19 protein-coding genes and 1 tRNA gene are annotated in these 23,065 nt (G+C 65.5%); 10 read left to right on the plus strand and 10 right to left on the minus strand.

Going from position 1 to position 23,065, the window contains the following annotated elements; translation table 11 throughout:
* The first annotated feature begins 23 nt into the window (after window positions 1–23).
* Window positions 24–815, plus strand: a complete 792-nt coding sequence (gene fabI, locus E1956_RS11685; protein ID WP_134749001.1) for an enoyl-ACP reductase FabI — start codon at window positions 24–26, stop codon at window positions 813–815.
* Between the two features lie 137 nt (window positions 816–952).
* On the opposite strand, the gene E1956_RS11690 is transcribed toward fabI, so the two are convergent.
* The 7 genes from E1956_RS11690 to cysS all read right to left on the minus strand — a co-directional run bounded on the left by E1956_RS11690 (window position 953) and on the right by cysS (window position 8,805).
* Window positions 953–1,303: a hypothetical protein gene (locus E1956_RS11690; protein ID WP_134749003.1), complete on the minus strand. Its 351-nt coding sequence runs from the start codon at window positions 1,301–1,303 to the stop codon at window positions 953–955.
* 468 nt (window positions 1,304–1,771) lie between these two features.
* A tRNA-Ser gene (locus E1956_RS11695) sits at window positions 1,772–1,865 on the minus strand.
* A gap of 136 nt (window positions 1,866–2,001) precedes the next feature.
* On the minus strand, window positions 2,002–3,252 hold the full coding sequence (locus E1956_RS11700) for an aspartate kinase (protein WP_028216947.1): 1,251 nt from the start codon (window positions 3,250–3,252) through the stop codon (window positions 2,002–2,004).
* 510 nt (window positions 3,253–3,762) lie between these two features.
* A complete protein-coding gene (gene tilS, locus E1956_RS11705) occupies window positions 3,763–5,211 on the minus strand; it encodes a tRNA lysidine(34) synthetase TilS (protein WP_134749005.1) in 1,449 nt (482 codons plus the stop codon).
* Window positions 5,212–5,259: 48 nt separating this feature from the next.
* The gene (locus E1956_RS11710; protein WP_028216945.1) at window positions 5,260–6,231 is read right to left on the minus strand and encodes an acetyl-CoA carboxylase carboxyltransferase subunit alpha; all 972 of its coding nucleotides are present in this window, start codon (window positions 6,229–6,231) and stop codon (window positions 5,260–5,262) included.
* A 190-nt stretch (window positions 6,232–6,421) separates the two neighbouring features.
* A complete protein-coding gene (locus tag E1956_RS11715) occupies window positions 6,422–7,360 on the minus strand; it encodes a DNA-3-methyladenine glycosylase family protein (protein ID WP_134749007.1) in 939 nt (312 codons plus the stop codon).
* Between the two features lie 47 nt (window positions 7,361–7,407).
* Window positions 7,408–8,805 carry a cysteine--tRNA ligase gene (gene cysS, locus E1956_RS11720; protein WP_134749009.1) on the minus strand — a complete coding sequence of 466 codons (1,398 nt, stop codon included), beginning with the start codon at window positions 8,803–8,805 and terminating at the stop codon, window positions 7,408–7,410.
* A 315-nt stretch (window positions 8,806–9,120) separates the two neighbouring features.
* On the opposite strand from cysS, the gene E1956_RS11725 reads away from it, so the two are divergent.
* From E1956_RS11725 to E1956_RS11745, 5 genes are all read left to right on the plus strand, one after another.
* Complete coding sequence (locus tag E1956_RS11725; RefSeq protein ID WP_134749011.1) at window positions 9,121–9,831, plus strand: tetratricopeptide repeat protein; 711 nt, start codon at window positions 9,121–9,123, stop codon at window positions 9,829–9,831.
* An 82-nt stretch (window positions 9,832–9,913) separates the two neighbouring features.
* Window positions 9,914–10,495 (plus strand): peptidylprolyl isomerase, encoded by a 582-nt coding sequence (locus E1956_RS11730; protein ID WP_134749013.1) that lies wholly within the window; start codon window positions 9,914–9,916, stop codon window positions 10,493–10,495.
* Window positions 10,496–10,635: 140 nt separating this feature from the next.
* On the plus strand, window positions 10,636–11,130 hold the full coding sequence (locus E1956_RS11735) for a peptidylprolyl isomerase (protein ID WP_134749015.1): 495 nt from the start codon (window positions 10,636–10,638) through the stop codon (window positions 11,128–11,130).
* Between the two features lie 24 nt (window positions 11,131–11,154).
* On the plus strand, window positions 11,155–11,952 hold the full coding sequence (locus E1956_RS11740) for a UDP-2,3-diacylglucosamine diphosphatase (RefSeq protein WP_134749017.1): 798 nt from the start codon (window positions 11,155–11,157) through the stop codon (window positions 11,950–11,952).
* A gap of 225 nt (window positions 11,953–12,177) precedes the next feature.
* Entirely contained in the window at window positions 12,178–13,119 is a 942-nt protein-coding gene (locus E1956_RS11745) for a DUF3800 domain-containing protein (protein ID WP_134749019.1), read from the plus strand.
* Between the two features lie 81 nt (window positions 13,120–13,200).
* On the opposite strand, the gene cysE is transcribed toward E1956_RS11745, so the two are convergent.
* Both cysE and E1956_RS11755 read right to left on the minus strand, forming a co-directional pair.
* Window positions 13,201–14,022, minus strand: coding sequence for a serine O-acetyltransferase (gene cysE / locus E1956_RS11750; protein WP_134749021.1), 822 nt, complete (start codon window positions 14,020–14,022; stop codon window positions 13,201–13,203).
* Between the two features lie 255 nt (window positions 14,023–14,277).
* On the minus strand, window positions 14,278–15,063 hold the full coding sequence (locus tag E1956_RS11755; RefSeq protein WP_134750545.1) for an RNA methyltransferase: 786 nt from the start codon (window positions 15,061–15,063) through the stop codon (window positions 14,278–14,280).
* A 560-nt stretch (window positions 15,064–15,623) separates the two neighbouring features.
* On the opposite strand from E1956_RS11755, the gene E1956_RS11760 reads away from it, so the two are divergent.
* From E1956_RS11760 to E1956_RS11775, 4 genes are all read left to right on the plus strand, one after another.
* A complete protein-coding gene (locus E1956_RS11760) occupies window positions 15,624–16,424 on the plus strand; it encodes an inositol monophosphatase family protein (RefSeq protein ID WP_134749023.1) in 801 nt (266 codons plus the stop codon).
* A gap of 311 nt (window positions 16,425–16,735) precedes the next feature.
* Window positions 16,736–18,034: a lysophospholipid transporter LplT gene (gene lplT, locus E1956_RS11765; protein WP_134749025.1), complete on the plus strand. Its 1,299-nt coding sequence runs from the start codon at window positions 16,736–16,738 to the stop codon at window positions 18,032–18,034.
* A gap of 122 nt (window positions 18,035–18,156) precedes the next feature.
* The gene (gene mutS / locus E1956_RS11770; protein ID WP_134749027.1) at window positions 18,157–20,856 is read left to right on the plus strand and encodes a DNA mismatch repair protein MutS; all 2,700 of its coding nucleotides are present in this window, start codon (window positions 18,157–18,159) and stop codon (window positions 20,854–20,856) included.
* Window positions 20,857–21,022: 166 nt separating this feature from the next.
* Complete coding sequence (locus E1956_RS11775) at window positions 21,023–22,276, plus strand: hypothetical protein (RefSeq protein WP_232071122.1); 1,254 nt, start codon at window positions 21,023–21,025, stop codon at window positions 22,274–22,276.
* A gap of 218 nt (window positions 22,277–22,494) precedes the next feature.
* Here the strand turns inward: E1956_RS11775 and E1956_RS11780 are convergent, their stop codons facing one another.
* Window positions 22,495–23,040, minus strand: coding sequence for an FKBP-type peptidyl-prolyl cis-trans isomerase (locus E1956_RS11780; protein ID WP_028216934.1), 546 nt, complete (start codon window positions 23,038–23,040; stop codon window positions 22,495–22,497).
* Window positions 23,041–23,065 lie beyond the last annotated feature (25 nt).

The raw sequence follows: 23,065 nt of genomic DNA on the forward strand, positions 1-23,065 counted from the left end.
ATTGAACCTGTTCAGGAGAATTCATGGGCTTCCTCGCTGGCAAACGCATCTTGTTGACCGGCCTGCTGTCGAACCGGTCGATCGCGTATGGCATTGCGCAAGCATGCAAGCGCGAAGGCGCGGAACTCGCGTTCACGTACGTCGGCGAGCGCTTCAAAGACCGCGTTACCGAATTCGCACAAGAATTCGGCAGCAATCTGGTGTTCCCCTGCGACGTGGCCGACGACGCACAGATCGACGCGCTGTTCGCCGATCTCAAGCAGCACTGGGACACGCTCGACGGCCTCGTGCACTCGATCGGCTTCGCGCCGCGCGAAGCGATCGCGGGCGACTTCCTCGACGGCATGACGCGCGAAAACTTCCGCATCGCGCATGACATTTCGGCCTACAGTTTCCCGGCGCTCGCCAAAGCCGCACAGCCGATGCTCTCCGCGAATGCGTCACTCGTCACCCTCACCTATCTCGGTGCGGAGCGCGCGATCCCGAACTACAACACGATGGGGCTTGCGAAGGCCTCGCTCGAGGCGAGCGTGCGTTACCTCGCGGTGTCGCTCGGCGCGAAAGGCGTGCGCGTGAACGGCATCTCGGCCGGCCCGATCAAGACGCTCGCGGCGAGCGGCATCAAGAGCTTCGGCAAGATCCTCGATTTCGTCGAGCACAACGCACCGCTGCAGCGTAACGTGACGATCGAGCAGGTCGGCAATACGGCCGCGTTCCTGCTCTCCGATCTGTCGGGCGGCGTGACGGCTGAAATCGTTCACGTCGATGGCGGCTTCAACGCCGTGGTCGGCGGCATGGCAGGTCTTGGCGAATAACTCACCGCCCGGCCCGCCTGCGCCTCGTTGCGCAGGCAACTGTAGCAAGCAAAAAGCCGCCCTCGGGCGGCTTTTTCTTTTGACCGTGTTCTGGTCTGCTCGCGCGCTTTGTCATTCCTGACGCGCGCGAGGCTGGCTTAGTGCCAGTGTCCCGGAGGAGGACCACCATGATCCCAATGGCCGCGGCCCGGGCCATAGCCATAGCCGCCGTGATGGCGATACCAGTCGTCACGGGCCCAGTAGCGGCGGCCGTCCCAATAGCGGTCGCCGTGCCAGCCGATCACGATAGCCGGCGGCGCAGCATAGACGGGCGCAGGCTGATAAACCACGGGCGGCGGCGGCGGCGCGTAGACCGGCGGCGGCGCGACATAAACCGGGGCAGGAATACCGATGTTGACACCGACGCTCACGCCAGCCATAGCCGCACTCGACGCAGCACCGATTGCCAAGCCCCCGACCAGCATTGCAATAACACGAGCGAACTTCATGGACTCACCTTTTGGGGTTGATGTTTTGTTGAAGCCAATATAGCGCAGGCTCCCCGGCCCGCGTATTTCAACATTGTAATAACTGATGCACAAAACCACGCTGCGTTCACCCGTGTAACGTCTGGTTACACCCGTGCCCAATTGGCAATAACGCCGGCGAGGATAGCACCGCTTGTATCGACGCGCGCCGTGCCCGTGCGCGCTGCGCAATCGGGATTCGGCCAGACTGCCGCTCGAATTCAGCTTCTAATAACGCACGAACGGATCAAGCGCTGACACGCCAATTCATCCACATCATTTAATTCGGAATGCAGACAAAATGTTCGAGCACGCAAAGAATCGCCCAGGTTCATGCAAAGCAAATCCGGCGATGCTGACAATGAGTTCATGCTGACACGTGCGCCAAAAACGGCGCCTGAAAAACAAAAACCCCGCAAGCCGAGACTTGCGGGGTTTCGCCGCCATTACTGGCGGAGACGGAGGGATTCGAACCCTCGATCCAGGTTTTGGCCCAGATGCTCCCTTAGCAGGGGAGTGCCTTCGACCTCTCGGCCACGTCTCCCGAAACCTTCGTTTGCGCCAGGGAGGCAGCGCAACGAAGCCAAGATAATAGCGGGTTAAAGCGTTCCGGTCAATTTTTAAGACGCACTTTTTGCAAACTTTTTCGTGCGTGCGTGCACTTGACCGGAATAGCCCGATCAGGCCTGCTCGAGTTCGAACGCCTTGTGCAACGCGCGGACCGCCAGCTCCATGTACTTCTCGTCGATCAGCACCGAGATCTTGATTTCGGAGGTCGAAATCATCTGGATGTTGATGCCCTCTTCCGAGAGCGTGCGGAACATCTTGCTCGCCACGCCAACGTGCGAGCGCATGCCCACGCCGACCACCGACACCTTCGAAACCTTCGCGTCGCCCAGCACCTTCTCGGCGCTCACGTGACCCTTCACCTGGTTCGTGAGGACGTCCATCGCACGCTGATAGTCGCCGCGCGGCACCGTGAACGTGAAGTCGGTCTTGCCGTCCACGCTCTGGTTCTGGATGATCATGTCGACGTCGATGTTCGCGTCCGCCACCGGGCCGAGGATCTGATACGCGATGCCCGGCTTGTCGGGCACGCCCATCACGATAATGCGGGCCTCGTCGCGCTGGAACGCGATACCCGAGATGACTGCTTTTTCCATGGTCTCGTCTTCTTCAAAGGTAATCAGGGTGCCCGACTTCATTTCCTCGTCGAGGTTCATCATCGGGTCGGTCAGGCTGGAGAGCACACGCGTCTTCACCTGATACTTGCCCGCGAATTCCACCGAGCGGATCTGCAGCACCTTCGAGCCAAGGCTGGCCATTTCCAGCATCTCTTCGAACGTGATGCGGTCGAGCCGGCGCGCGTCGTCCACCACGCGCGGGTCGGTCGTGTAGACGCCGTCCACGTCCGTGTAAATGAGGCATTCGTCCGCCTTCAGCGCGGCTGCCACTGCAACCGCCGAGGTGTCCGAGCCGCCGCGGCCGAGCGTGGTGATGTGGCCTTCCGGATCGATGCCCTGGAAGCCCGTGATCACGACCACCTTGCCTTCGTCGAGGTCGGCCAGCACGCGCTCGCCGTCGATGTCGTTGATGCGCGCCTTGGTGAAGGAGCTGTCGGTTTTGACCGGCACTTGCCAGCCGGTGTAGCTGATGGCGTCCACGCCGGCTTCCTGCAGCGCGATCGACAGCAGACCGACGCTCACCTGTTCGCCGGTCGACGCAATCATGTCGAGCTCGCGCGGGCTCGGCTGCGGCGAAATTTCTTTCGCGAGGCCGAGCAGACGATTGGTTTCGCCGGACATCGCCGAGGGCACGACGACCATCTTGTGGCCGGCCTTGTGCCATTTGGCGACGCGCTTGGCAACGTTCTTGATGCGCTCGACCGAGCCCATCGAGGTGCCGCCGTATTTGTGTACGATGAGTGCCATTGTCGTTCTGAACTGGAGATGTTACCGCGCTGGCGCGCCGAAGACGGCTCCGCCCGGTACTGTTCAGACCGCGCGAGGGGCTTGGCGCGTGCAGCACACGCGGAGTTTGCCCGGGCGGCCGCGAGGCAGCCGCATCGGCATCGTGTCGATACAGATACGGGCTCGCGCGCCCTGCCCGCAACCGCTACGACGTCCTTGCAATCGTCGGATACCGCTGGAAGGAGACATCGCGTCCTGGCACGGCGTGCGCCGCTTTTGACGGCGTCCGTGAACGCGAAAAAGCGGGCTGGACAAACAAGTTACCCTACCCGATCGACGTCAAAATTACAAGGTGAAATTGGGCTGCGGGGAGCGAAAAAGGCTTGTGCGGCAAGGATTTGCGCGGATTTGGCGCGCCCGTTGGGCACGACTTGGCAGGATTTGCAGGCGCACCGGCAATTTTTCGCGTGACGGCTGCCGCAGCCCGCCGCGTGTCGGGCGCACGCTGGCGGCACCGCCCTGCGCCTACACTCACGCGATCAGCAGATCTTCGCGCCACTCGATGCGGCGCCAAAGTGCCGCATGTGCTACGTCCGGTGCCTCGCTCGGCGCATCGATTGCGGAGCGGTTCACCCCAATCCGGGGCACGAACAGCAGCGTCTCGCCAACATAGAGCAGCGGCACATCTCTCTCCCATGCCGGCACACCGCGCGACTGGAACAGGTTCTTGAGCGTGCGGCTCAGGTCGGCGGCCTCGTCGCGCAGGCGCTCGCCCCCTTCTCTTTCACGCGCCACAAGCGGGCCGCCGCGCAAGACGGCTTCGGGGACAGCATCGGGATCGGTCGCGTCGGCGGGCGCGAAAATGTAGCTGCCACGCCATTGTGGCAGTCGCCAGACTTCCTCGCCGCGCCAGGTCATGGTGATGGGTTCGCGCCCGCTGTGCCCGCCCTCGCTGCCGGCATCGCTGAACGCTGCCTGTGTGCGTGGCGCCTCCCAGAAGACACTGCCGCGATAGCAGCGCAGCGTGCGCCCCGCGTGATCGACGCGCAGCGCGTGGCCCTCGCCCTCGCGCGCGATCTCGCGCAACTGGCGCAGCGCGTCGGCGAGTCGCGCCGTCGACGCGGCCGGCAAGCCCAGCGAGCGCATCCAGTAGCGCAGCAGATTGAGCGCGCGCGCGTCATCGAGTGCGACGAGCGCGGCGTGCGAAAGCGTGTCGGCATCACCATGGCCGGCCTCGCCCAAATCGATCCGCGCCAGGTCATCGAGCAGGCGCTGCGCAGAGGCCGCATGCGCGGCCGTGCGCGCCAGCGCATCGCGAAAGCCGGGAAAATGCGCGCCAAGCGCGGGCAGCACGTCGTGGCGCAATGCGTTGCGCGCGTAGCGCGTGTCTGCGTTCGATTCGTCCTCGATCCAGTGCAAAGGCTGCGCACGCGCATAGCGCTCTAGTTGCGCGCGCAACAAATGCAGCAAGGGCCGCACGCGCGGCACACCGCGCGCCAACTCGCGCGTCGGCGCCATCGCGGCCAGCCCTGCCAGGCCCGCTCCGCGCAGCAATTGCAGCAAGACCGTTTCGGCCTGATCGTCGGCGTGCTGGGCGAGCCACAGCGACTGCGCACCATGCGCGGCGCACATCGCGTCGAGCGCGCGGTAGCGCGCCTCGCGCGCCGCCGCTTCCACACCCGCCGCGTCGTCGGGCGCGAGCGTCACGCGCCGCGCATCGAACGCCACGCCATACGCGCGCGCCGTCGTCTCGCAATGCGCGAGCCATTTGTCGGCGTTCGGGCTCAGCCCGTGATGCACATGCAGCGCGACGAGCCGCGCGGGGCCCGCCATGCGCACCGCCGCGTCGAGCAGCACCGACGAGTCGAGGCCGCCGCTGAACGCGATGGCGATGCGCGTATCGCTTGCAAGCGTGGAAAGCACAACGCCGAGCGCATCGAGAACGATGCGCCCGGCGTCGGAATCGGGATGGTCGGTCACGGCATGACGGCGCCTTTCGCGCCGGCTCACGTCAGTGACGTCGCGCGCTTACGCGCCCGGCGTCGTTTCCTTGAACTTGCCGTATTCCATCAGGCGCTCGTAGCGGCGCGCCTTCAGGTCGGCGATGCTCATGCCCTGGAACTGGCGCAGCGAGTCCGAGAGCGCGCGGCGCAGGAGCGCGGCCATGCCCTTCGGATCGCGATGCGCGCCGCCGAGCGGCTCGTTCACGATCTTGTCGATGAGGCCCAGCGCCTTGAGGCGGTGCGCGGTGAGACCCAACGCTTCGGCGGCCTCGGGGGCCTTCGCGGCGCTCTTCCACAGGATCGACGCGCAGCCTTCCGGCGAGATGACCGAATAGGTCGAGAACTGCAGCATCATGACCGTGTCGGCCACGGCAATAGCGAGCGCGCCGCCCGAGCCGCCTTCGCCGATGATCGTCGTGATGATCGGCGTCTTGAGCTCGGCCATCACGTAGAGATTGCGGCCGATGGCTTCCGACTGGCCGCGCTCTTCCGCGCCGATGCCCGGGTAGGCGCCCGGCGTGTCGACGAAGGTGAAGATGGGCAGGCCGAATTTTTCGGCGAGGCGCATCAGGCGCTCGGCCTTGCGATAGCCTTCCGGACGCGGCATGCCGAAGTTGCGCGCGGCGCGCTCCTTCGTGTCGCGGCCCTTCTGCTGGCCGATCACCATGCAGGCCTGGCCGTTAAAGCGCGCGAGCCCGCCGACGATCGACAGGTCGTCCGCATACGAGCGGTCGCCATGCAGTTCGTGGAAATCGGTGAACAGCTCGTGCACGTAGTCGAGCGTGTACGGACGCTGCGGATGACGCGCGATCTGCGAAACCTGCCACGGGCTCAGGTTCGCGTAGAGGTCCTTCGTGAGCTGCTGGCTTTTCTTCGACAGCCGCTCGATCTCTTCCGAAATATCGACGGCCGAATCGTCCTGAACGAAGCGCAGTTCTTCGATCTTCGCTTCGAGTTCAGCGATCGGCTGCTCGAAATCCAGAAACGTGGTTTTCATGTGTTGGAATCCTTGCACTTTGCGGCAGCGCGTATTCTAACCGCGCCGGCCGTCGTCTTAATCGGCTCAGAACTATCGAATTCGGATGGCGATAGGAAAAATCTGGAGAGACTGGGGCAACCGCCTCGGCCCAAAATTGGGGTCAAGACCGCCGCGCGCGACTGGCGCGGCGGCTGGCAGGCGCCGCTTTTTACGACGGCTCGAGGCTGCGCCACATATACCAGGTCGCGACGGTTCGCCACGGCTCCCAGTTGGCGGCGACTTCACGGGCCTCGCTGCGCGTGACCGGCTCGCCGCTGAAATAATTGACGCTGATCGCCTGGATGAGCCCGAGGTCATCCAGCGGCAGGACATTGGGACGCGCGAGATTGAAGATCAGGAACATCTCGGCGGTCCAGCGGCCGATGCCGCGAATGGCCGTGAGCTCGGCGATCACGTCCTCGTCGTCCATGGTGGTCCACTTGCCCACGTGGAGCGCGCCGGAGACGAAGTGCTGCGCGAGATCGAGGATGTATTCCGTCTTGCGCTTCGAGAGACCGCACGCCGCCAGCTTCTCGTGTCCGAGCTTGAGGAACTGCTGCGGCACGAGCTTCGGGCACGCGGCCTCGACACGCTGCCACAGCGCCTGTGCCGCCGCGGTCGAAATCTGCTGGCCGACCACCGAACGCGCGAGCGTGACGAACGGGTCGTCGCTACTCATGAGATGCACGGGGCCGAACTTCGGGATGAGCTTCTTGAGGATGCGGTCGCGCTTGACGAGATCCGCGCAGGCCTTGTCCCAGTAATCAGGACGCACGACCTCCGGCTCGCCGCCGCGCGCGGCAGCCGACGGTGCGTGCATGCCGTCACCGGACACCGCGGCTTCGGGCGACGTACTCATCATCGGTACGGCGCCGTCGAGCGCACCATTGCCCTTCGCGTGCGCTTTGGCTGCGCCGTTAAGCGCGCGATGCTCCGTCTGTGCCTTCGCGCCGCGCTCTGTGGCCGCCTTCGCGCCCACCTTCTTTGCACCGTCGCCTTCCTGCTGCGCCTTCAGGGCGCCACTACGCGCGGCGCGCCTCTTGGCCTCGCCTGCCGCGCCCGTTAGCGACGCAGAACGCCTTGCCTGCGTCTTCGTGGCCGTTGCCATCCTGCCTCCTGCCTCGCGAATCGATCAGTGGAAACTGGACAGCCCGCTTACACGCGGCGCCACTCGGTCAACCCGCCCGGTTTGTCTTCGAGCGCGACACCGGCATCGAGCAGTTCGGCCCGGATCCGGTCCGCCTCCGCATACTGTTTTGCCTGCTTTGCGGCCGTGCGCGCGTCGATCTTCGCCTCGATCGCGGCCACATCGAGCGCATCCGCACCCTGCGCGCCCGCGGCCTGCTGCAGGAACGCGCGCGGCTCGCGCACGAGCACGCCGAGCACGCGGCCAAGACGCTGCAACTGGCGCGCCAGCACAGCGTCGCGCGTGCGGTTCACTTCCGTTGCCAGCTCGAACAGCACCGACATGGCAACCGGCGTATTGAAGTCGTCGTTCATCGCCGCCTGGAAACGCTGCGCATACGCCTCGCTCCAGTCGAGCTCGCCCGCATCCGGGCTCACATCCTTGAGCGCCGTGTACAGACGCGTGAGTGCGTTGCGCGCGTCGTCCAGATGCACGTCGCTGTAATTCAGCGGCGAGCGGTAATGCGCGCGCGCCATGAAAAAGCGCACCACTTCTGCGTCGTACTTCGCCAGCACTTCGCGGATCGTGAAGAAGTTGCCGAGCGACTTCGACATCTTCTCGTTGTCGATCTGCACGAACCCGTTGTGCATCCAGTAGTTGACGAACTTCTCGCCGGTCGCGCCCTCGCTTTGCGCAATCTCGTTCTCATGGTGCGGAAACTGCAGATCCTGGCCGCCGCCATGAATGTCGAAATGCTTGCCGAGCAGCGAGCAGCCCATCGCCGAACATTCGATGTGCCAGCCCGGACGGCCGCGTCCGAATTTCGAATCCCAGCTCGTGTCGGCCGGCTCTTCTGCTTTTGCCTGTTTCCACAACACGAAGTCAAGCGGATCCTGCTTGGCATCGTTCGCCGCCACACGTTCGCCCGCGCGCAGGTCCTCGATCGACTTGCCCGACAGCGCGCCGTAGTTCGCGAACTTGCGCACCGCGTAATTCACGTCGCCGTCCGTGCCCTGGTAGGCGTAGCCATTGCTTTCCAGCATGCCGATCATGTCGAGCATCTGCGGAATGTATTGCGTCGCGCGTGGCTCGAGATCGGGACGCTCGACGCCGAGCGCGTCCGCATCTTCGTGCAGCGCGTCGATGAAGCGATCGGTGAGCGCCTTGATCGTCTCGTTGTTCTCGACCGCGCGACGAATGATCTTGTCGTCGATGTCGGTGATGTTACGCACGTAAGTCACCTTGTAGCCGAGCGTGCGCAGCCAGCGCTGCACGACGTCGAACACCACCATCACACGCGCGTGGCCCACATGACAATAGTCGTACACGGTCATCCCGCAGACGTACATGCGTACGACGCCGGGCTCGATTGGCACGAAATTTTGCTTGTCACGCGCGAGCGTGTTGTAGATGCGCAGTGATTCCATAGAGACGATGGATACGTGGGTCGAAAGAAGTCCGCGACAGCGCCGACAGCAGCCCGCGGGTACAACGCACCGCGTTGCTCGAGGCTGCGTACAGTCGCGCTCAATCAGTCATCAGGGCGGAGACGACCACGAGTAGCGAAAGAAAGCCTGGCGTGCCACGAATGCCGTCCGGAAACAACGCCCCGGAGCAGACCGCAATGAGCCGCACGGGCAGTCGCCCGATATGCAGCAAAAAGCGGCGGCCAAAAGCGCGCGGCGAAAACGCACAGACCTTTTGTTAGAATGGCTCGGAGTATAACACCGCGACCTTCCCCTATGAAATCTTCCAGCGGCTGCGCGCCCCGCGCTGCGACCTTTGCGGCGGCGGCTCTCGCGAGCGTCGCGTTCGTCTTCGGCGGCGCGTTTGCCGCGCATGCGGCGCCGCCCGCCAACGCCGACGGCACGCCCGGCGCCGACACGGCGATCGCCCAGCACGACTGGGCAGCGGCGCTCACGGAGCTGGACGCGCGCATCAAGTCGAATCCGCGCGACGTGCAGGCAAAGTTCAAGCGCGCGACCATCCTCGCGCGACTGAACCGTGACGACGACGCGATCGAAGCCTTCACCGAACTCACGCAAGCGTACCCTGAGCTGCCCGAGCCCTATAACAATCTCGCGGCGCTCTACGCGAAGCATGGCCGCTACGAAGAAGCGCGCGTCGCGCTCGAGACGGCCACCAAGGCCAACCCGTCGTACAGCCTCGCGTGGGAGAACCTCGGCGATCTCTATCTGCGCATGGCCGACGCGTCGTACCGGCGCGCCAGCACCCTCGGCCACACGAGCGGCGCAACGCAGCAGCGCCTCGCCGACATCGAGAAGATCGTCAATCCGCCGGCCGCAGAGAAGAAGGCGCGCAGCACGGCCGCCGCCGCTGCGGCCGCATCGGCAACCAGCACGGCGCGCCCGATGCTCGACAATCCGGTGTATCAGTTCGGCGGCCCGACCGGGTCGCTCGCGACGCCGCCCTTCGTGGCGCCTTCGCAATAAGCCGCGGCGCGCTTGCCAGTCCGCTCTGGACACCACCGGCGGCGCGCAACGACCACGTTTTTCCCGTCACTCGAGGACACTCATGAAATGGTTGATGTTGGCGCTCGGCAGCGCCGCCCTGATCGCGAACGCGCCCGCCTTTGCGCAAACCGGCCAGCAGGCCGCGCATCCGCAGGTGCTCTTCAAGACCAGCGAGGGCGACATCCGCGTCGAGCTCTATCCTGAGAAGGCGCCCAAGTCCGTCGACAATTTCCTCCAGTACGTGAAGGCGGGCCAGTACAACGGCACGATCTTCCATCGCGTGATCCGCGGCTTCATGATTCAGGGCGGCGGCTATACGACGAGCTTCGTCGAGAAGCCCACGCGCGCGCCCATCGCGCTCGAAAGCAAAAACGGTCTGAAGAACCTCACCGGCACCCTCGCGATGGCACGCACGAGCGATCCGGACTCGGCCACGGCGCAATTCTTCATCAACACCGTCGACAACGCCGGCCTCGACTATCCGAACCCGGACGGCAATGGCTACGCGGTGTTCGGCAAGGTCACCCAGGGCATGGACGTCGTGAAGAAGATCGAAGCGGCGCCCACCACCACGCGCGGCCCGATGTCGGACGTGCCGCAAAAGGAAATCGTGATCCAGTCGGCCACCGTCGTCGGCAAGTAACACTGAAATCCACGCGTCGCAGAGCTGCCTCGCGTTTTCGTCAAGCGGCGTTGCAACGGTACACGCGAGCGGCACACGCGCCCCGCCTCGTACCGTTACGGCGCCGCCCTTTCCCCCAAGTCACTGACTAAGGATCCATCATGGTCGAACTGCACACGAACCACGGCGTCATCAAGCTCGAACTGAACGCCGAGAAGGCACCGAAGACGGTCGCCAACTTCCTCAACTACGTGAAGAACGGCCACTACGACGGTACGGTGTTCCACCGCGTCATCGACGGCTTCATGATCCAGGGCGGCGGCTTCGACGCCGGCATGAAGCAAAAGCCCACCGAGGCACCGATCGAAAACGAAGCGAACAACGGCCTGAAGAACGAGCGCGGCTCGATCGCCATGGCGCGCACCAACGATCCGCACTCGGCATCGGCGCAGTTCTTCATCAACGTCGCCGACAACGACTTCCTGAACCACTCGTCGCCGACGCCGCAAGGCTGGGGCTACGCCGTGTTCGGCAAGGTCGTCGAAGGCCTCGACGTGGTCGACAAGATCAAGTCGGTCAAGACGGGTTCGAAGGGCTTCCATCAGGACGTGCCGGTCGACGACGTCGTGATCGAGAAAGCGGTCGTCGTCGAATAAAGTCACAGGGCGCGTGCTTCATTCATGCTGCAGGAAAAGGCACTACGACACGCCGCTGCGGGCGTGCCCGGCGAGGGCAAGCGCCCGCACGCGGCGCGCCCGTTCTTCTTCATCTCCGACCTGCACCTGAGCGAAGCGATTCCGCGCACGGTTGCCGCGTTCGAGCACTTCATCAACGTGACGGCCGATCAGGCCGACTCGGTGTTCATCCTCGGCGACCTCTTCGAGTACTGGATCGGTGACGACATGCTCGCCGATCCATTCTTCGCGCGTATGACCGCGCTGATGCACACGCTCTCCGAGCGCGGCATCGCGCTCTACATCATGCACGGCAACCGCGACTTCCTGCTGGGCAAGCGCTTCATGAAAGCCGCGGGCGCCATCTGGCTGCCCGACCCCATCGCCATCACCGCGTTCGGCACGCGCATTGCGCTCGCCCACGGCGACGCGCTGTGCACCGACGACCGCGGCTATCAGTTCTTCCGCCGTTTCGCGCGCAACCGTCTCGCACAGCTGCTGTTTCTCGCGTGGCCGTTTCGCTGGCGCCGCAGGCTCGCCGAGCGCATGCGCAACAAGAGCGAGGCCGGCCGCGAGCGCCCCGCCTTGCCGAAATACGACGTCACCGCCAAGGGTGTTGCAGCGCTCTTCAGGCGCGCACGCGCGAACGCGATCATTCACGGCCACACGCATCGTCCCGCGCGCCATCAGGAACCCGGTGGCACGCGCTGGGTGCTGCCCGACTGGGAGCTCGATCATGGCAAGCCGCGCGGCGGGTATCTGCGCGTCGACGCCGAAGGATTCAGGATGCTGCCGCTCGATTGAGTGCGTAGCGGGCCGTGCAACGGTCGCAAAATTTGATCTCACAGAAGGCGAGATGGCGTTTTCGCCTGGATCTGGTTGACACCTGGCGCGAGGCTGCCTACGATCACCTACACGATCAGGCCACGCCTGATACGGTAGTCGAACGGGGCAACTCGGCGACAAATACGGTCTCTTGGCCGCCAAACAGCCGCTTCAAGCGGCTGTTTTCATTTGGAGGCAAAAACCGTGTCATACATCTGCTATCTCGACGAGGCCGGCTGCAGCGCATCGCTGCCCTCGGGGCGGACCGATATCCAGCCCGTCCTCGTGGTCGCCGGGCTGATCGTTCACGAAGACGCGGTGGCCGATATCACGCGTGAATTTCTCACGCTCAAGCGCCAATATTTTCCGGGGCTCTTCAAGTCGTGCCACTTGCTCGACGACGTCCGTGAAGAAGTCAAAGGCTCCGACCTGCGCAGCGCCATTCGCAAACGGGGCACGCGCGCAAGCGCGCAGCTACGCTTTATCGACGACACGCTGAAATTGCTCGAACACTTCGAATGCCGCATTCTGGCGACCATCTGGATCAAGGGGATTGCCGTGCCGTTCAAGGCACGGGAGACCTATACACGGTCGGTCCAGGACGCGTGCCAGGCGTTTCAGTCGTTTCTCGAGAGCAAACTGGCAACAGGGCTGGTGGTGGCCGACTTTCGAACCACGCAACTGAACGATCAGGTAGCACACTCGATCTTCACGCAGAAGTATCGCGCGCGCGGCGACCCGTTTGCGCGACTGCTGGAATTACCGACCTTCGGTGTCAGCAACAATCACGTCGGCCTGCAAGTCACCGATGTGCTGTGCAGCGCCCTGCTGTTCCCGATGGCGTCGTCGGTCTACTGCTTCGGACATGTGTCGGGCGTGCATGTGAGCGCAAAGGATCTTGTCGTCCGCAGACGCTACGCGAAACGGCTCAAGCGGCTACAGTTCAGAGCGGATGCACGCTGGAGCATTGCGGTACGCGACATGCACGCCAGACGTTCGTCCGCCAGCCTTTTCGCGGTGCCCCCGACGTGCCCGCCGGCACGCCGCCCAGTTCGATCGGCTGTTGGGTGCTGCGCAGCTCCGCCCGCATCGCGCGTGCAGATGCCTGAAAGGGTGGACGAACGGTGCGTGCAAGGCGCGCGATGACCCGGCCCATGCCCGCCCACGCATCGGCACGCCGAAATATCGCCAAACCCGCTCAGCGAGAATCGGGATCGAATCTGAACTTCAGACGTGTGCCGTAGTTTTCTCTTGCGTGCTTTCAGGCTCGCGCGGCGCCGCCCCGCCCTCCAGCCCCTCCGAGAGCCTGCGCAGTTCCGCGAGTGCCGCATCGGCGCCATGCAGCGCCTCGAGCCGCGCACCCAGCCGCTCGATCGCGGCGACGATCGCATCCACGCGCTGCGTCTGCGTGGCGGCATGATCGATCAGGCCATGGATGGCGAGCGAGACGGGATCGTCGGCATTCGGCGTGATGCCGTAGGCGCAGAAACCCTCGCGCGCCGACGAAGGCCGCGCTTGCTCCGGCGTGCTCTTCGCGGGCGCGATGATCCGCGCCGGATTGCCCACCGCGGTGCCGCCCGCCGGCACCGGCTTCACGACCACCGCGTTCGAGCCGATCTTCGCCTGCGCGCCCACCGTGAAACCGCCCAGCACCTTGGCACCCGCGCCCACGATCACCCCGGGGCCGAGCGTCGGATGGCGCTTCGCGCCGCGCGTGAGCGACGTGCCGCCGAGCGTCACGCCCTGGTAGATCGTGCAGTCGTCGCCGACCTCGGCGGTCTCGCCGATCACGACGCCCATGCCGTGATCGATGAACACGCGCCGCCCGATGGTCGCGCCGGGATGGATCTCGATGCCGGTCAAGAAGCGCGCGAGCTGCGAGACGTAGCGCGCAAGCCAGCGCCGCTTCGCGCGCCAGCAGGCGTGAGCGAAGCGATGGAGGACGAGCGCGTGCAAGCCTGGATAACAGGTCAAGACTTCCCAAGCACTGCGGGCGGCGGGATCGCGCTCGCGGATCGTGGCGATGTCTTCGCGAAGTCTCTTGAACATGGCTGTCACACGCTGGACGTGAGGTACATGGGGACAAACGGCCTTGCGTCGCATGGGGCGCGCGCGGCTCGTGCGGGGCCTTAGCAGCCACGCTGATTTGCTTGTGATCAGGAATCGATTGTAGGCGAAAGGCGCGCGCAAGCTCGGAAGCCCCCGCGGGCATCAAGGTCGGACGCGCCGCCACGGTCGCTCGAGCGCCGCGGGCCGCACGGGCGGCCCCCCATTGCGCGCCCCGCTACGGGCGTCGCTGCCGGCCTATTTCCCGCCTTCCTTGCCCTTGCGCATCAGGATGTGCTTGGCAATGCCGCGCACGATGTTGACCTCTTCGCGCTCGAGCCCCGAACGCGCGAAGAGCCGCCGCAGACGCGACATCAGCTTCTTCGGATTGGCGGGGTCCAGAAAATCGAGCGCGATCAGGGCGTTCTCCAGATGCACGTACATGCGCTCGATGTCGTCGCTCGTGGCGAGCGGCGTGGCCGCGACCGGACCGCCCGGCGGCGCCCCCGCGCCCGGCAGCGCCGTGCCGGGCGCGCCCTCGCCGAGGTAGGCGAGCCGCAACTCGTAGGCGAGCACCTGCACCGCCTGCGCGAGATTGAGGGAGCTATAAGCCGGATTCGCCGGGATATGGGCGAGCGCGCTGCAACGCTCGACGTCGTCGTTCGAGAGCCCTGTGCGTTCGTTGCCAAACACGAGTGCAATGTCACCGTGCGCGACCTGGCGGCAGGCGTCCTGAACCGCCTGGCGCGGCGCGCCCGGCGGCGGCCCGTATTCGCGCATGCGCGCCGTGAGCGCCAGCGACCATTGGGCGCCCACAAGGGCGTCGGCCAGCGTCGGCACGATGTGGGCCGCGGCGAGCACGTCGTCGGCGCCGCTCGCCATCGCGACGGCTTCCGGGTCGCAATGAACCTGCGGCACGCGTGGCGCGACCAGCACGAGCCGCGAAAAGCCCATCGTCTTCAACGCACGCGCCGCGGCGCCGACGTTGCCCGGGTGGCTCGGCTCGACGAGCACAAAGCGCGTTGACGTGAAACCGCCGCGCAGCGGTTCGTGGGCGTCGCCGGTGGACGACGCGGATGCCGCTGCGGCGGCAGGATGAGCGGATGGAACGTGTGAGTCGGGGTGCACCAAGGTCAATCTCTGAGGGCGGCGAATATAGAAATAACTATGTTAGCGCGCCTTGGCCGCCCGGCCTACCTGCCCCGCCGGGCGGCGCGGCCCGACGCCCCCCTTGCGGGCGTGAATCCGTCCAGCGCCCAGGCAAGCCACAGGCACCATCAGGGAACCATCGGGCGACCATCAGGCAGGGCTAACGGCGCAGCGGTATCCATGCCTATAGGAACAGGAAAAGGTATAGGAATGCCGATACTCAGGTAAAATACGAGATTCGCGCGTCCAATTCGCGAGCCGCTCTTGAGCGGCTCGCGATGCCCGGCCAGCAAGGCCGCCGCGCACCGTTCTTATCCAATTCGTCTCCGTTGGCGGGACAGGACCCGCAAGCCGGCCCCGGCTCGCGCCCTGTCCAATCGTTAGACGCTTTTATCTTCTGCACCACCGGCGCGCCGCATGCTCGGGCGAGCGCCGGACAACAAGGATCCAGGCTCATGCATCCCATGCTCAACATCGCTGTCAAGGCCGCGCGCCGCGCCGGACAGATCATCAACCGCGCGTCACTCGATCTCGACCTCGTCCAGGTCGCGAAGAAGCAGCACAACGATTTCGTCACGGAGGTCGACAAGGCGGCAGAAGCGGCCATCATCGACACGCTCAAGACCGCCTACCCCGATCACGCGATCCTCGCCGAAGAGTCCGGCCACTCGGAGAACGAATCGGAATACCAGTGGATCATCGATCCGCTCGACGGCACGACCAACTTCATCCACGGCTTCCAGTACTACTGCGTCTCGGTCGCGCTCGCGCACAAGGGCATCGTCACGCAGGCAGTGGTTTACGATCCCACGCGCAACGATCTCTTCACCGCCTCGCGCGGCCGCGGCGCGTTCCTGAACGACCGCCGCATCCGTGTGGGCCGCCGCGACCGTCTCGCCGACGGCCTGATCGGCACCGGTTTCCCGTTCCGCGAGAAGGACGGCCTCGAGAGCTACTGCGAGCTCTTCGCCGAGATGACCAACGCCTGCGCCGGCCTGCGCCGCCCGGGCGCCGCCGCGCTGGACCTCGCGAACGTCGCCGCGGGCCGCATGGATGGCTTCTTCGAACAGGGCCTCAACGCATGGGACGTGGCCGCGGGCGGCCTGCTCGTGACGGAAGCCGGCGGTCTGATCGGCAACTACACGGGCGATTCGGACTTCCTGCACGTGGGCGAAGTCGTTGCGGGCAACCCGAAGATCTATGCGCAAATGGTGCCTGTTCTCTCGAAGTACACGCGCGTGAAGAAGGAAGCCTGAAAGTCGGGCCGATAAGGCGTGCCGGGGCGCCATCGCGCGTCGCGAGGCGGGTGCACCTGTGGCAGCCGCTGCAACACCCGGCCGCGTATGCCACAATCGCCGGGAGCGCTGCCAGGCCGATGTCACAAGTTGGCATCACTGCAATGCAATGAGGGTCGCGGGGCGTCGCGCCCCGCCCGCCCCGACGAGTCAAGCGCAAGCGGCTTCGGCCGCTTTTTTGTTTCGCCCGCCAACTCGCTCCACGATGCGCCGCGCCAGCGAGGCCCTCGTCCTGATGGCCCGTTTCGGCTCCACAACGGATTCACTCCGCGATGAAGAAAGGCTTCTATACGATCATCGCCGCGCAGTTCGTTTCGTCGCTCGCCGACAACGCGCTCCTGATCGCGGCAATCGCGCTGCTCACGGTGATCTCGTCGCCGGCCTGGGTCACGCCGCTGCTGCAGATCTTTTTCACGATCTCCTACGTGCTGCTCGCGCCCTTCGTCGGCGCCTTCGCCGACGCATTGCAAAAGCGCCACGTGATGTTCGTCTCGAACGCGCTCAAGGCGTGCGGCTGCCTGTTGATGATCGCGGGCGTGCACCCGATGATCGCCTATGGCGTAGTCGGCTTCGGCGCCGCGGCCTACTCGCCCGCAAAGTACGGAATCCTCACTGAATTGCTGCCCGCCGAAAAGCTCGTCGCGGCGAACGCGTGGCTCGAGTCGGCCACGGTGCTCTCGACGATCGTCGGCACGATGATGGGCGGCGCGCTCATCTCCACCTACGCGGACCGCTTCGTCGCGCATCATCCGATGCCGCTGATCCACTCGGCCGCCGGCCTCGCGATGCTCGCGGTGATGCTCACCTACGCGCTCGCCGCGCTCGTCAACTTCGGCATTCCCGATACCGGCGCGCGCTACGAGAACCGGCTCAGGGAGCCGGGCCGCCTCGTGGGCGACTTCATTCATTGCTTTAACGTGCTGTGGGCCGACAAGCTCGCGCAGATCGCGCTGTGGGTCACGACGCTGATGTGGGGCGCCGCCGTCACGCTGCAGCTGCTCGTGCTCAAGTGGGCCGATGCGAATCTCGGCCTCTCGCTCTCGAAGGCGGCCGTGATGCAGGGCGTGACAGGGCTCGGCATCGCACTGGGCGCCGGTGCCGCCGCCGCTTGGGTGTCGCTGCGCGCCTCGCTGCGCGTGCTGCCGGTGGGCGTGTTGTGCGGCGTAGTGGCCGTGGCGATGGCGTTCTACAGCAAGGGGCTCTTTCCGGCGGGCGAAGGCGTGCGCTTCGGCGCGTTCGTGATGCCCTTCTACCTACTCTTTGCGTACCCGCTGATGGTCCTGCTCGGCACGCTCGCGGGCTTTTTCATCGTGCCGATGAACGCGCTGCTCCAGCATCGCGGCGCGACACTGCTCTCGGCGGGCCACTCGATCGCCGTGCAGAACTTCAATCAGAATCTCGCCGTGCTGCTGATGCTCGGCGCCTACGCGCTGCTGCTCACGGCGAAGGTGCCGGTGCAGTGGATCATCGTCGTGTTCGGCATTTTCGTCGCCGCGATGATCTGGCTCGCCATGCGGCGCAGTGCGGCAAACGCACGCACGATCGACATACAGGCGCTCGTCGACGAATAACCGGCGGCGGTTTGCGCACAACCGCGGCAAGCCCATGTGAGCGGTCTGGCCATCCGGCCAGGTTCACACGCTCTCGCCGCGGGTTAAACTCACGCCCTGAACCCCCTAGCAAGACACCGAGGATGGCTACACACACCGCCAGCGCCAGCGACACCGCGCAACACACCCCCATGATGCAGCAGTACCTGCGCATCAAGGCCGATCATCCGGGCACGCTCGTGTTCTACCGGATGGGCGACTTCTACGAGCTATTCTTCGAAGACGCGGAGAAAGCCGCGCGCCTGCTCGATCTGACGCTCACGCAGCGCGGCGCGTCGGCGGGCAATCCGATCAAGATGGCGGGCGTGCCGCATCACGCCGTCGAGCAATACCTCGCGAAACTCGTGAAGCTCGGCGAGTCGGTGGCGATCTGCGAACAGATCGGCGACCCGGCCACCTCGAAAGGACCGGTCGAGCGCAAGGTCATGCGCGTAGTCACGCCCGGCACGCTCACGGACGCCGCGCTGCTCTCCGACAAGAACGACGTCTACCTGATGGCGGTCTGCCCGGGCCACAACCGGCGCGGCGTGACCGTCAACGTCGGGCTCGCGTGGCTCAATCTGGCGAGCGGCGCGCTGCGCCTTGCGGAAGTCGCGCCGGAACAGGTCGCGGCAGCCTTCGAGCGCATTCGCCCGGCGGAAATCCTTGTGGCGGAAATGCCTGCGGAATCCTCGGGCTGGGCGCCGCCCACCGGCACCGGCGTGGGTTCGGGTGCCATGACGCGCGTGCCCGCGTGGCACTTCGACGTCGCCTCGGGCAAGCAACGCCTGTGCGACCAGCTCGACGTGGCCAGTCTCGACGGTTTCGGTGCCCAGGCGCTCACGAGCGCGTGCGGCGCCGCCGGCGCGTTGCTGCTGTACGCCGCGGCCACGCAGGGCCAGCAGTTGCGCCACGTGCGCAGCCTCAAGGTCGAAGCCGAATCCGAATATATCGGCCTCGATCCCGCCACGCGCCGCAATCTCGAACTCACGGAAACGCTGCGCGGCACAGAGTCACCCACGCTGTGCTCGCTGCTCGACACCTGCAGCACCGCCATGGGCAGCCGCCTGCTGCGTCACTGGCTCCACCATCCGCCGCGCGACGCGGGCATCGCGCAGATGCGCCAGCAGGCCATCGGCGCGCTGCTCGAGGCGCCGCCGCCCGCCAGCGTCGAGACGCTGCGCGGCGCGCTGCGCCAGATCGCCGACGTCGAGCGCATCACGGGGCGTCTCGCGCTGCTCTCGGCCCGCCCGCGCGATCTCTCGAGCCTGCGCGACACCTTTGCCACCCTGCCCGTGCTGCGCGAGCAGATTGCCGCGATGGGCGGCGCGTCGGCAACGCTGGCGCACATCGTCGAGGCGCTCGAGCCGCCCGTCGAATGCGCCGACCTGCTGCAACGCGCGGTCGCGCCCGAGCCGGCCGCCATGGTGCGCGACGGCGGCGTGATGGCGCGCGGCTACGACGCGGAGCTCGACGAGCTGCGCGACCTGTCGGAGAACTGCGGCCAGTTCCTGATCGACCTCGAGGCGCGCGAACGCACGCGCACCGGCATCGGCAATTTGCGGGTCGAGTACAACAAGGTGCACGGCTTCTATATCGAAGTCACGCGCGGCCAGACCGACAAGGTCCCCGACGACTATCGGCGCCGCCAGACGCTCAAGAACGCCGAGCGCTACATCACGCCCGAACTGAAGGCATTCGAGGACAAGGCACTCTCGGCACAGGAACGTGCGCTCGCGCGCGAGAAGGCGCTCTACGACGCGCTGCTTCAATCATTGTTGCCTTTTATCCCCGATTGCCAGCGCGTTGCGGCAGCGCTCGCCGAGCTCGATCTGCTCGCCGCCTTCGCGGAGCGTGCACGCGCGCTCGACTGGAATGCGCCGGAATTCTCGGCAGCGCCCGGCATCGAAATCGAACAGGGCCGCCACCCGGTCGTCGAGGCGCAGGTCGAGCAGTTCATCGCCAACGACTGCACGCTGACCGCCGAGCGCAAGCTGCTGCTCATCACCGGCCCGAACATGGGCGGTAAGTCGACGTTCATGCGCCAGAACGCGCTCATCGCGCTGCTCGCCTATGTGGGCAGCTATGTGCCGGCGAGACGCGCGCGCTTCGGCCCGATCGACCGCATCTTCACGCGCATCGGCGCCGCCGACGATCTCGCGGGCGGGCGCTCGACCTTCATGGTCGAAATGACCGAAGCCGCGGCCATCCTCAACGACGCCACGCCGCAAAGCCTCGTGCTGATGGATGAGATCGGGCGCGGTACGTCGACATTCGACGGCCTCGCGCTCGCATGGGCCATTGCACGGCATCTGCTCACGAGCAACGGCTGCCATACGTTGTTCGCAACGCACTACTTCGAGCTCACGCAGCTGCCCACCGAATTCGCGCAGGCGGCCAACGTGCACCTGTCGGCGGTCGAGCACGGACACGGCATCGTGTTCCTGCACGCCGTGAGCGAGGGCCCGGCCAATCAAAGCTACGGACTGCAGGTCGCGCAGCTTGCGGGCGTGCCCAACCCCGTGATCCGCGCAGCGCGCAAGCATCTCGTGTATCTGGAGCAACTCTCGGCCGGACAGCCCACGCCGCAGCTCGACTTGTTCGCCGCACCCGCGCCTTCGGAAGACGACGATTTCGACGCGCAACCGTACGTGGAAGACGCGCCGGCGGCTGCCGACCCGGGTGCCGCGCTCGTCGCAGAACGCCTGCGCGCGCTCGATCCGAACGAGCTGCGGCCACGCGATGCACTCGATCTGCTCTACGAACTGCATGAGCTGGCCACGGCGCCGGACGCCAAACGCTGAGCGTCGCCTCGCGACGCCACCCCGGCCATTCCCGCATGGCCGGGGTGTCTTTGCTTCGCGCTTTCTGAATCGACTGTGGCGGGCGACACGTCGCCCGCCAGCGGCAGCGCAATCGCTGCTGCGAAAACGCCGGCGCGGTGGGCTGCAACGCGCCCTCGTCTGCCTGATGATGTTCGGCCTGCCGTTCGCCGCAAAGGCCGAGGGCCCCTCGTCCCGTTATTCGTTCGCCGTCGTGGCAAACGTCGTCACCGAGCCCGGCGACGAAACTACGCTCCAGCGCCTAATCGACGCGATCGGCCGCGATCCGCAGATGTCGTTTGTCGTCTACGACGGCAATCTCAAAGGATCGCGCGAAACCTGCGCGGACCGCCTCTACGAACGGCGCCGCACTCTGCTCGACGCGTCGCGCGTGCCACTCGTCTTCGTGCCGGGGCAGCGCGACTGGGGCACTTGCGGCACGGCCGGCGCAGGCGGTTACGACCCAGTCGAGCGGCTCGACTTCCTGCGCCAGGACTTCTTCGCCGACGCCAATTCGCTCGGGCAATTTCCGCTCACGCTCACGCGCGAAAGCGAGGTCTCGCGGTTCAGGCCATATCGGGAGAATGCGCGCTGGCAGCTCGGCGATACCGTGTTCATCGCACTGAACGTACCCGACGGCAACAATCACTTTCTGAACGCCGGTGGCCGCAACGGAGAATTCGAGGACCGCGTAATCGCCGACGGCTTTTGGCTCGAGCACGCAGCCGAGTTCGCGCGCCGCCGCAATGCGCGCGCCATCGTCATCTTCATGCAGGGCAACGCGATGCCCGAGGATTACGAGCGACCCGACCGCTTCGCGTGGCTGCGTTTTCGCCGCACGCCCCGCGACGGTTATGCCGAGCTGCGGCGCAGCCTCGTGAAACTGGCGGAAACCTTCCGCGGCCCGGTGGTCCTCGTGCACCCGGACAACGTGAAGCTCACGCGTGGCTTCGCCATCGATCAACCCTTGCGCAACGACAAGGGAATCAGGATTGCTAACGTAACGCGTATCGAGTTTTCGCTGCGCGACCCGCTCACGCAGTGGCTGCAAATCGATGCGGACATGGCACGCCGCACGCCGCTGCGCGTGAGCGTGCACGACGTGCCGAGGCACCTGCCGCTCCTGCCGCCGCCACTGCCGCCCCTGCTGCCTGGAGGAAGCGGCGAACCGGTACTTCCTGCCATGCCTGAAGTATCGTCGATGCCCGACGTAACGGAGATTCCCGGCATGCAACAGGCGCCCGACGTGAACAACGCCAGCGGAACAAACCCGATGGGAGGGATGGCAGCGCCAGGCGGCGCGAGTACCGGAAAAGCGGCGCCCGCGTGGCCGGCACAAGGCTCGGGGCCACAGACTGGGTCCGGCGCGCCGCAAACGATTCTGCCGCCGACGCAGCCTTAGATGACGCCCCCGTGAATTGAACAGCAGGAACGACCCGTAGCGCGGCATAGCACGCGAACGGCACGCAATCGGCACGCGAACGGCGCGGTCAGACTACCCGGAAATGCACAACGAGCGGTGCAGCGTCGCGCCGCGAAGAGAAGAACAGCGCAGCGTTACGCAAGGGGGCGCGACGCAGGGCGAGACGCGCCGGCGTTTGCCGCCGGCGCGTTGCCCGATCAATGCAGGGTGGGTTTCGAAGCGGCTTCGTCGCCGTCGTCGTCATCGTCCTCGTCGACGACTTCGAGGCCATCCGCGCCATGCGCGTGCTCATGCTCGATTTCGTCTTCGGTGGCCTGACGCACTTCCTTGACGGTCAGCGCGAAACGCAGGGCCATGCCCGCGAGCGGGTGATTGCCGTCGAGCACGACCTTGTCTTCGGCAACGTCGGTGACGGTATAGATGAGCGTGTCGAGATCCTCGTCGCCTTCCTCAGGCGTGCCCTCGAACTGCATGCCGACTTCGAGGGGCTCCGGGAAGCGGTTACGCGGCTCGATCTTGACGAGCTCGGGATCGTACTCCCCGAAAGCGTCGGAAGGCTCAAGCTGGATCTGGGTCTCGAAGCCCGGCTCCTTGCCGTCCAGCACTTCCTCGATCTTGGGGAACGTGCCATCATAGCCGCCGTGCAGATAGACCATCGGCTCGTCGCTTTCCTCGATCAGATTGCCCTGCGCATCCGATAGCTTGTAAGCGACCGACACGACGGTGTCCTTTGCAATTTTCATTCGATCCTCCAGATTACAGACCTCA

The organism is Paraburkholderia pallida, from assembly GCF_004524855.1.
GTDB classification, from domain to species: Bacteria; Pseudomonadota; Gammaproteobacteria; order Burkholderiales; family Burkholderiaceae; genus Paraburkholderia; species Paraburkholderia oxyphila.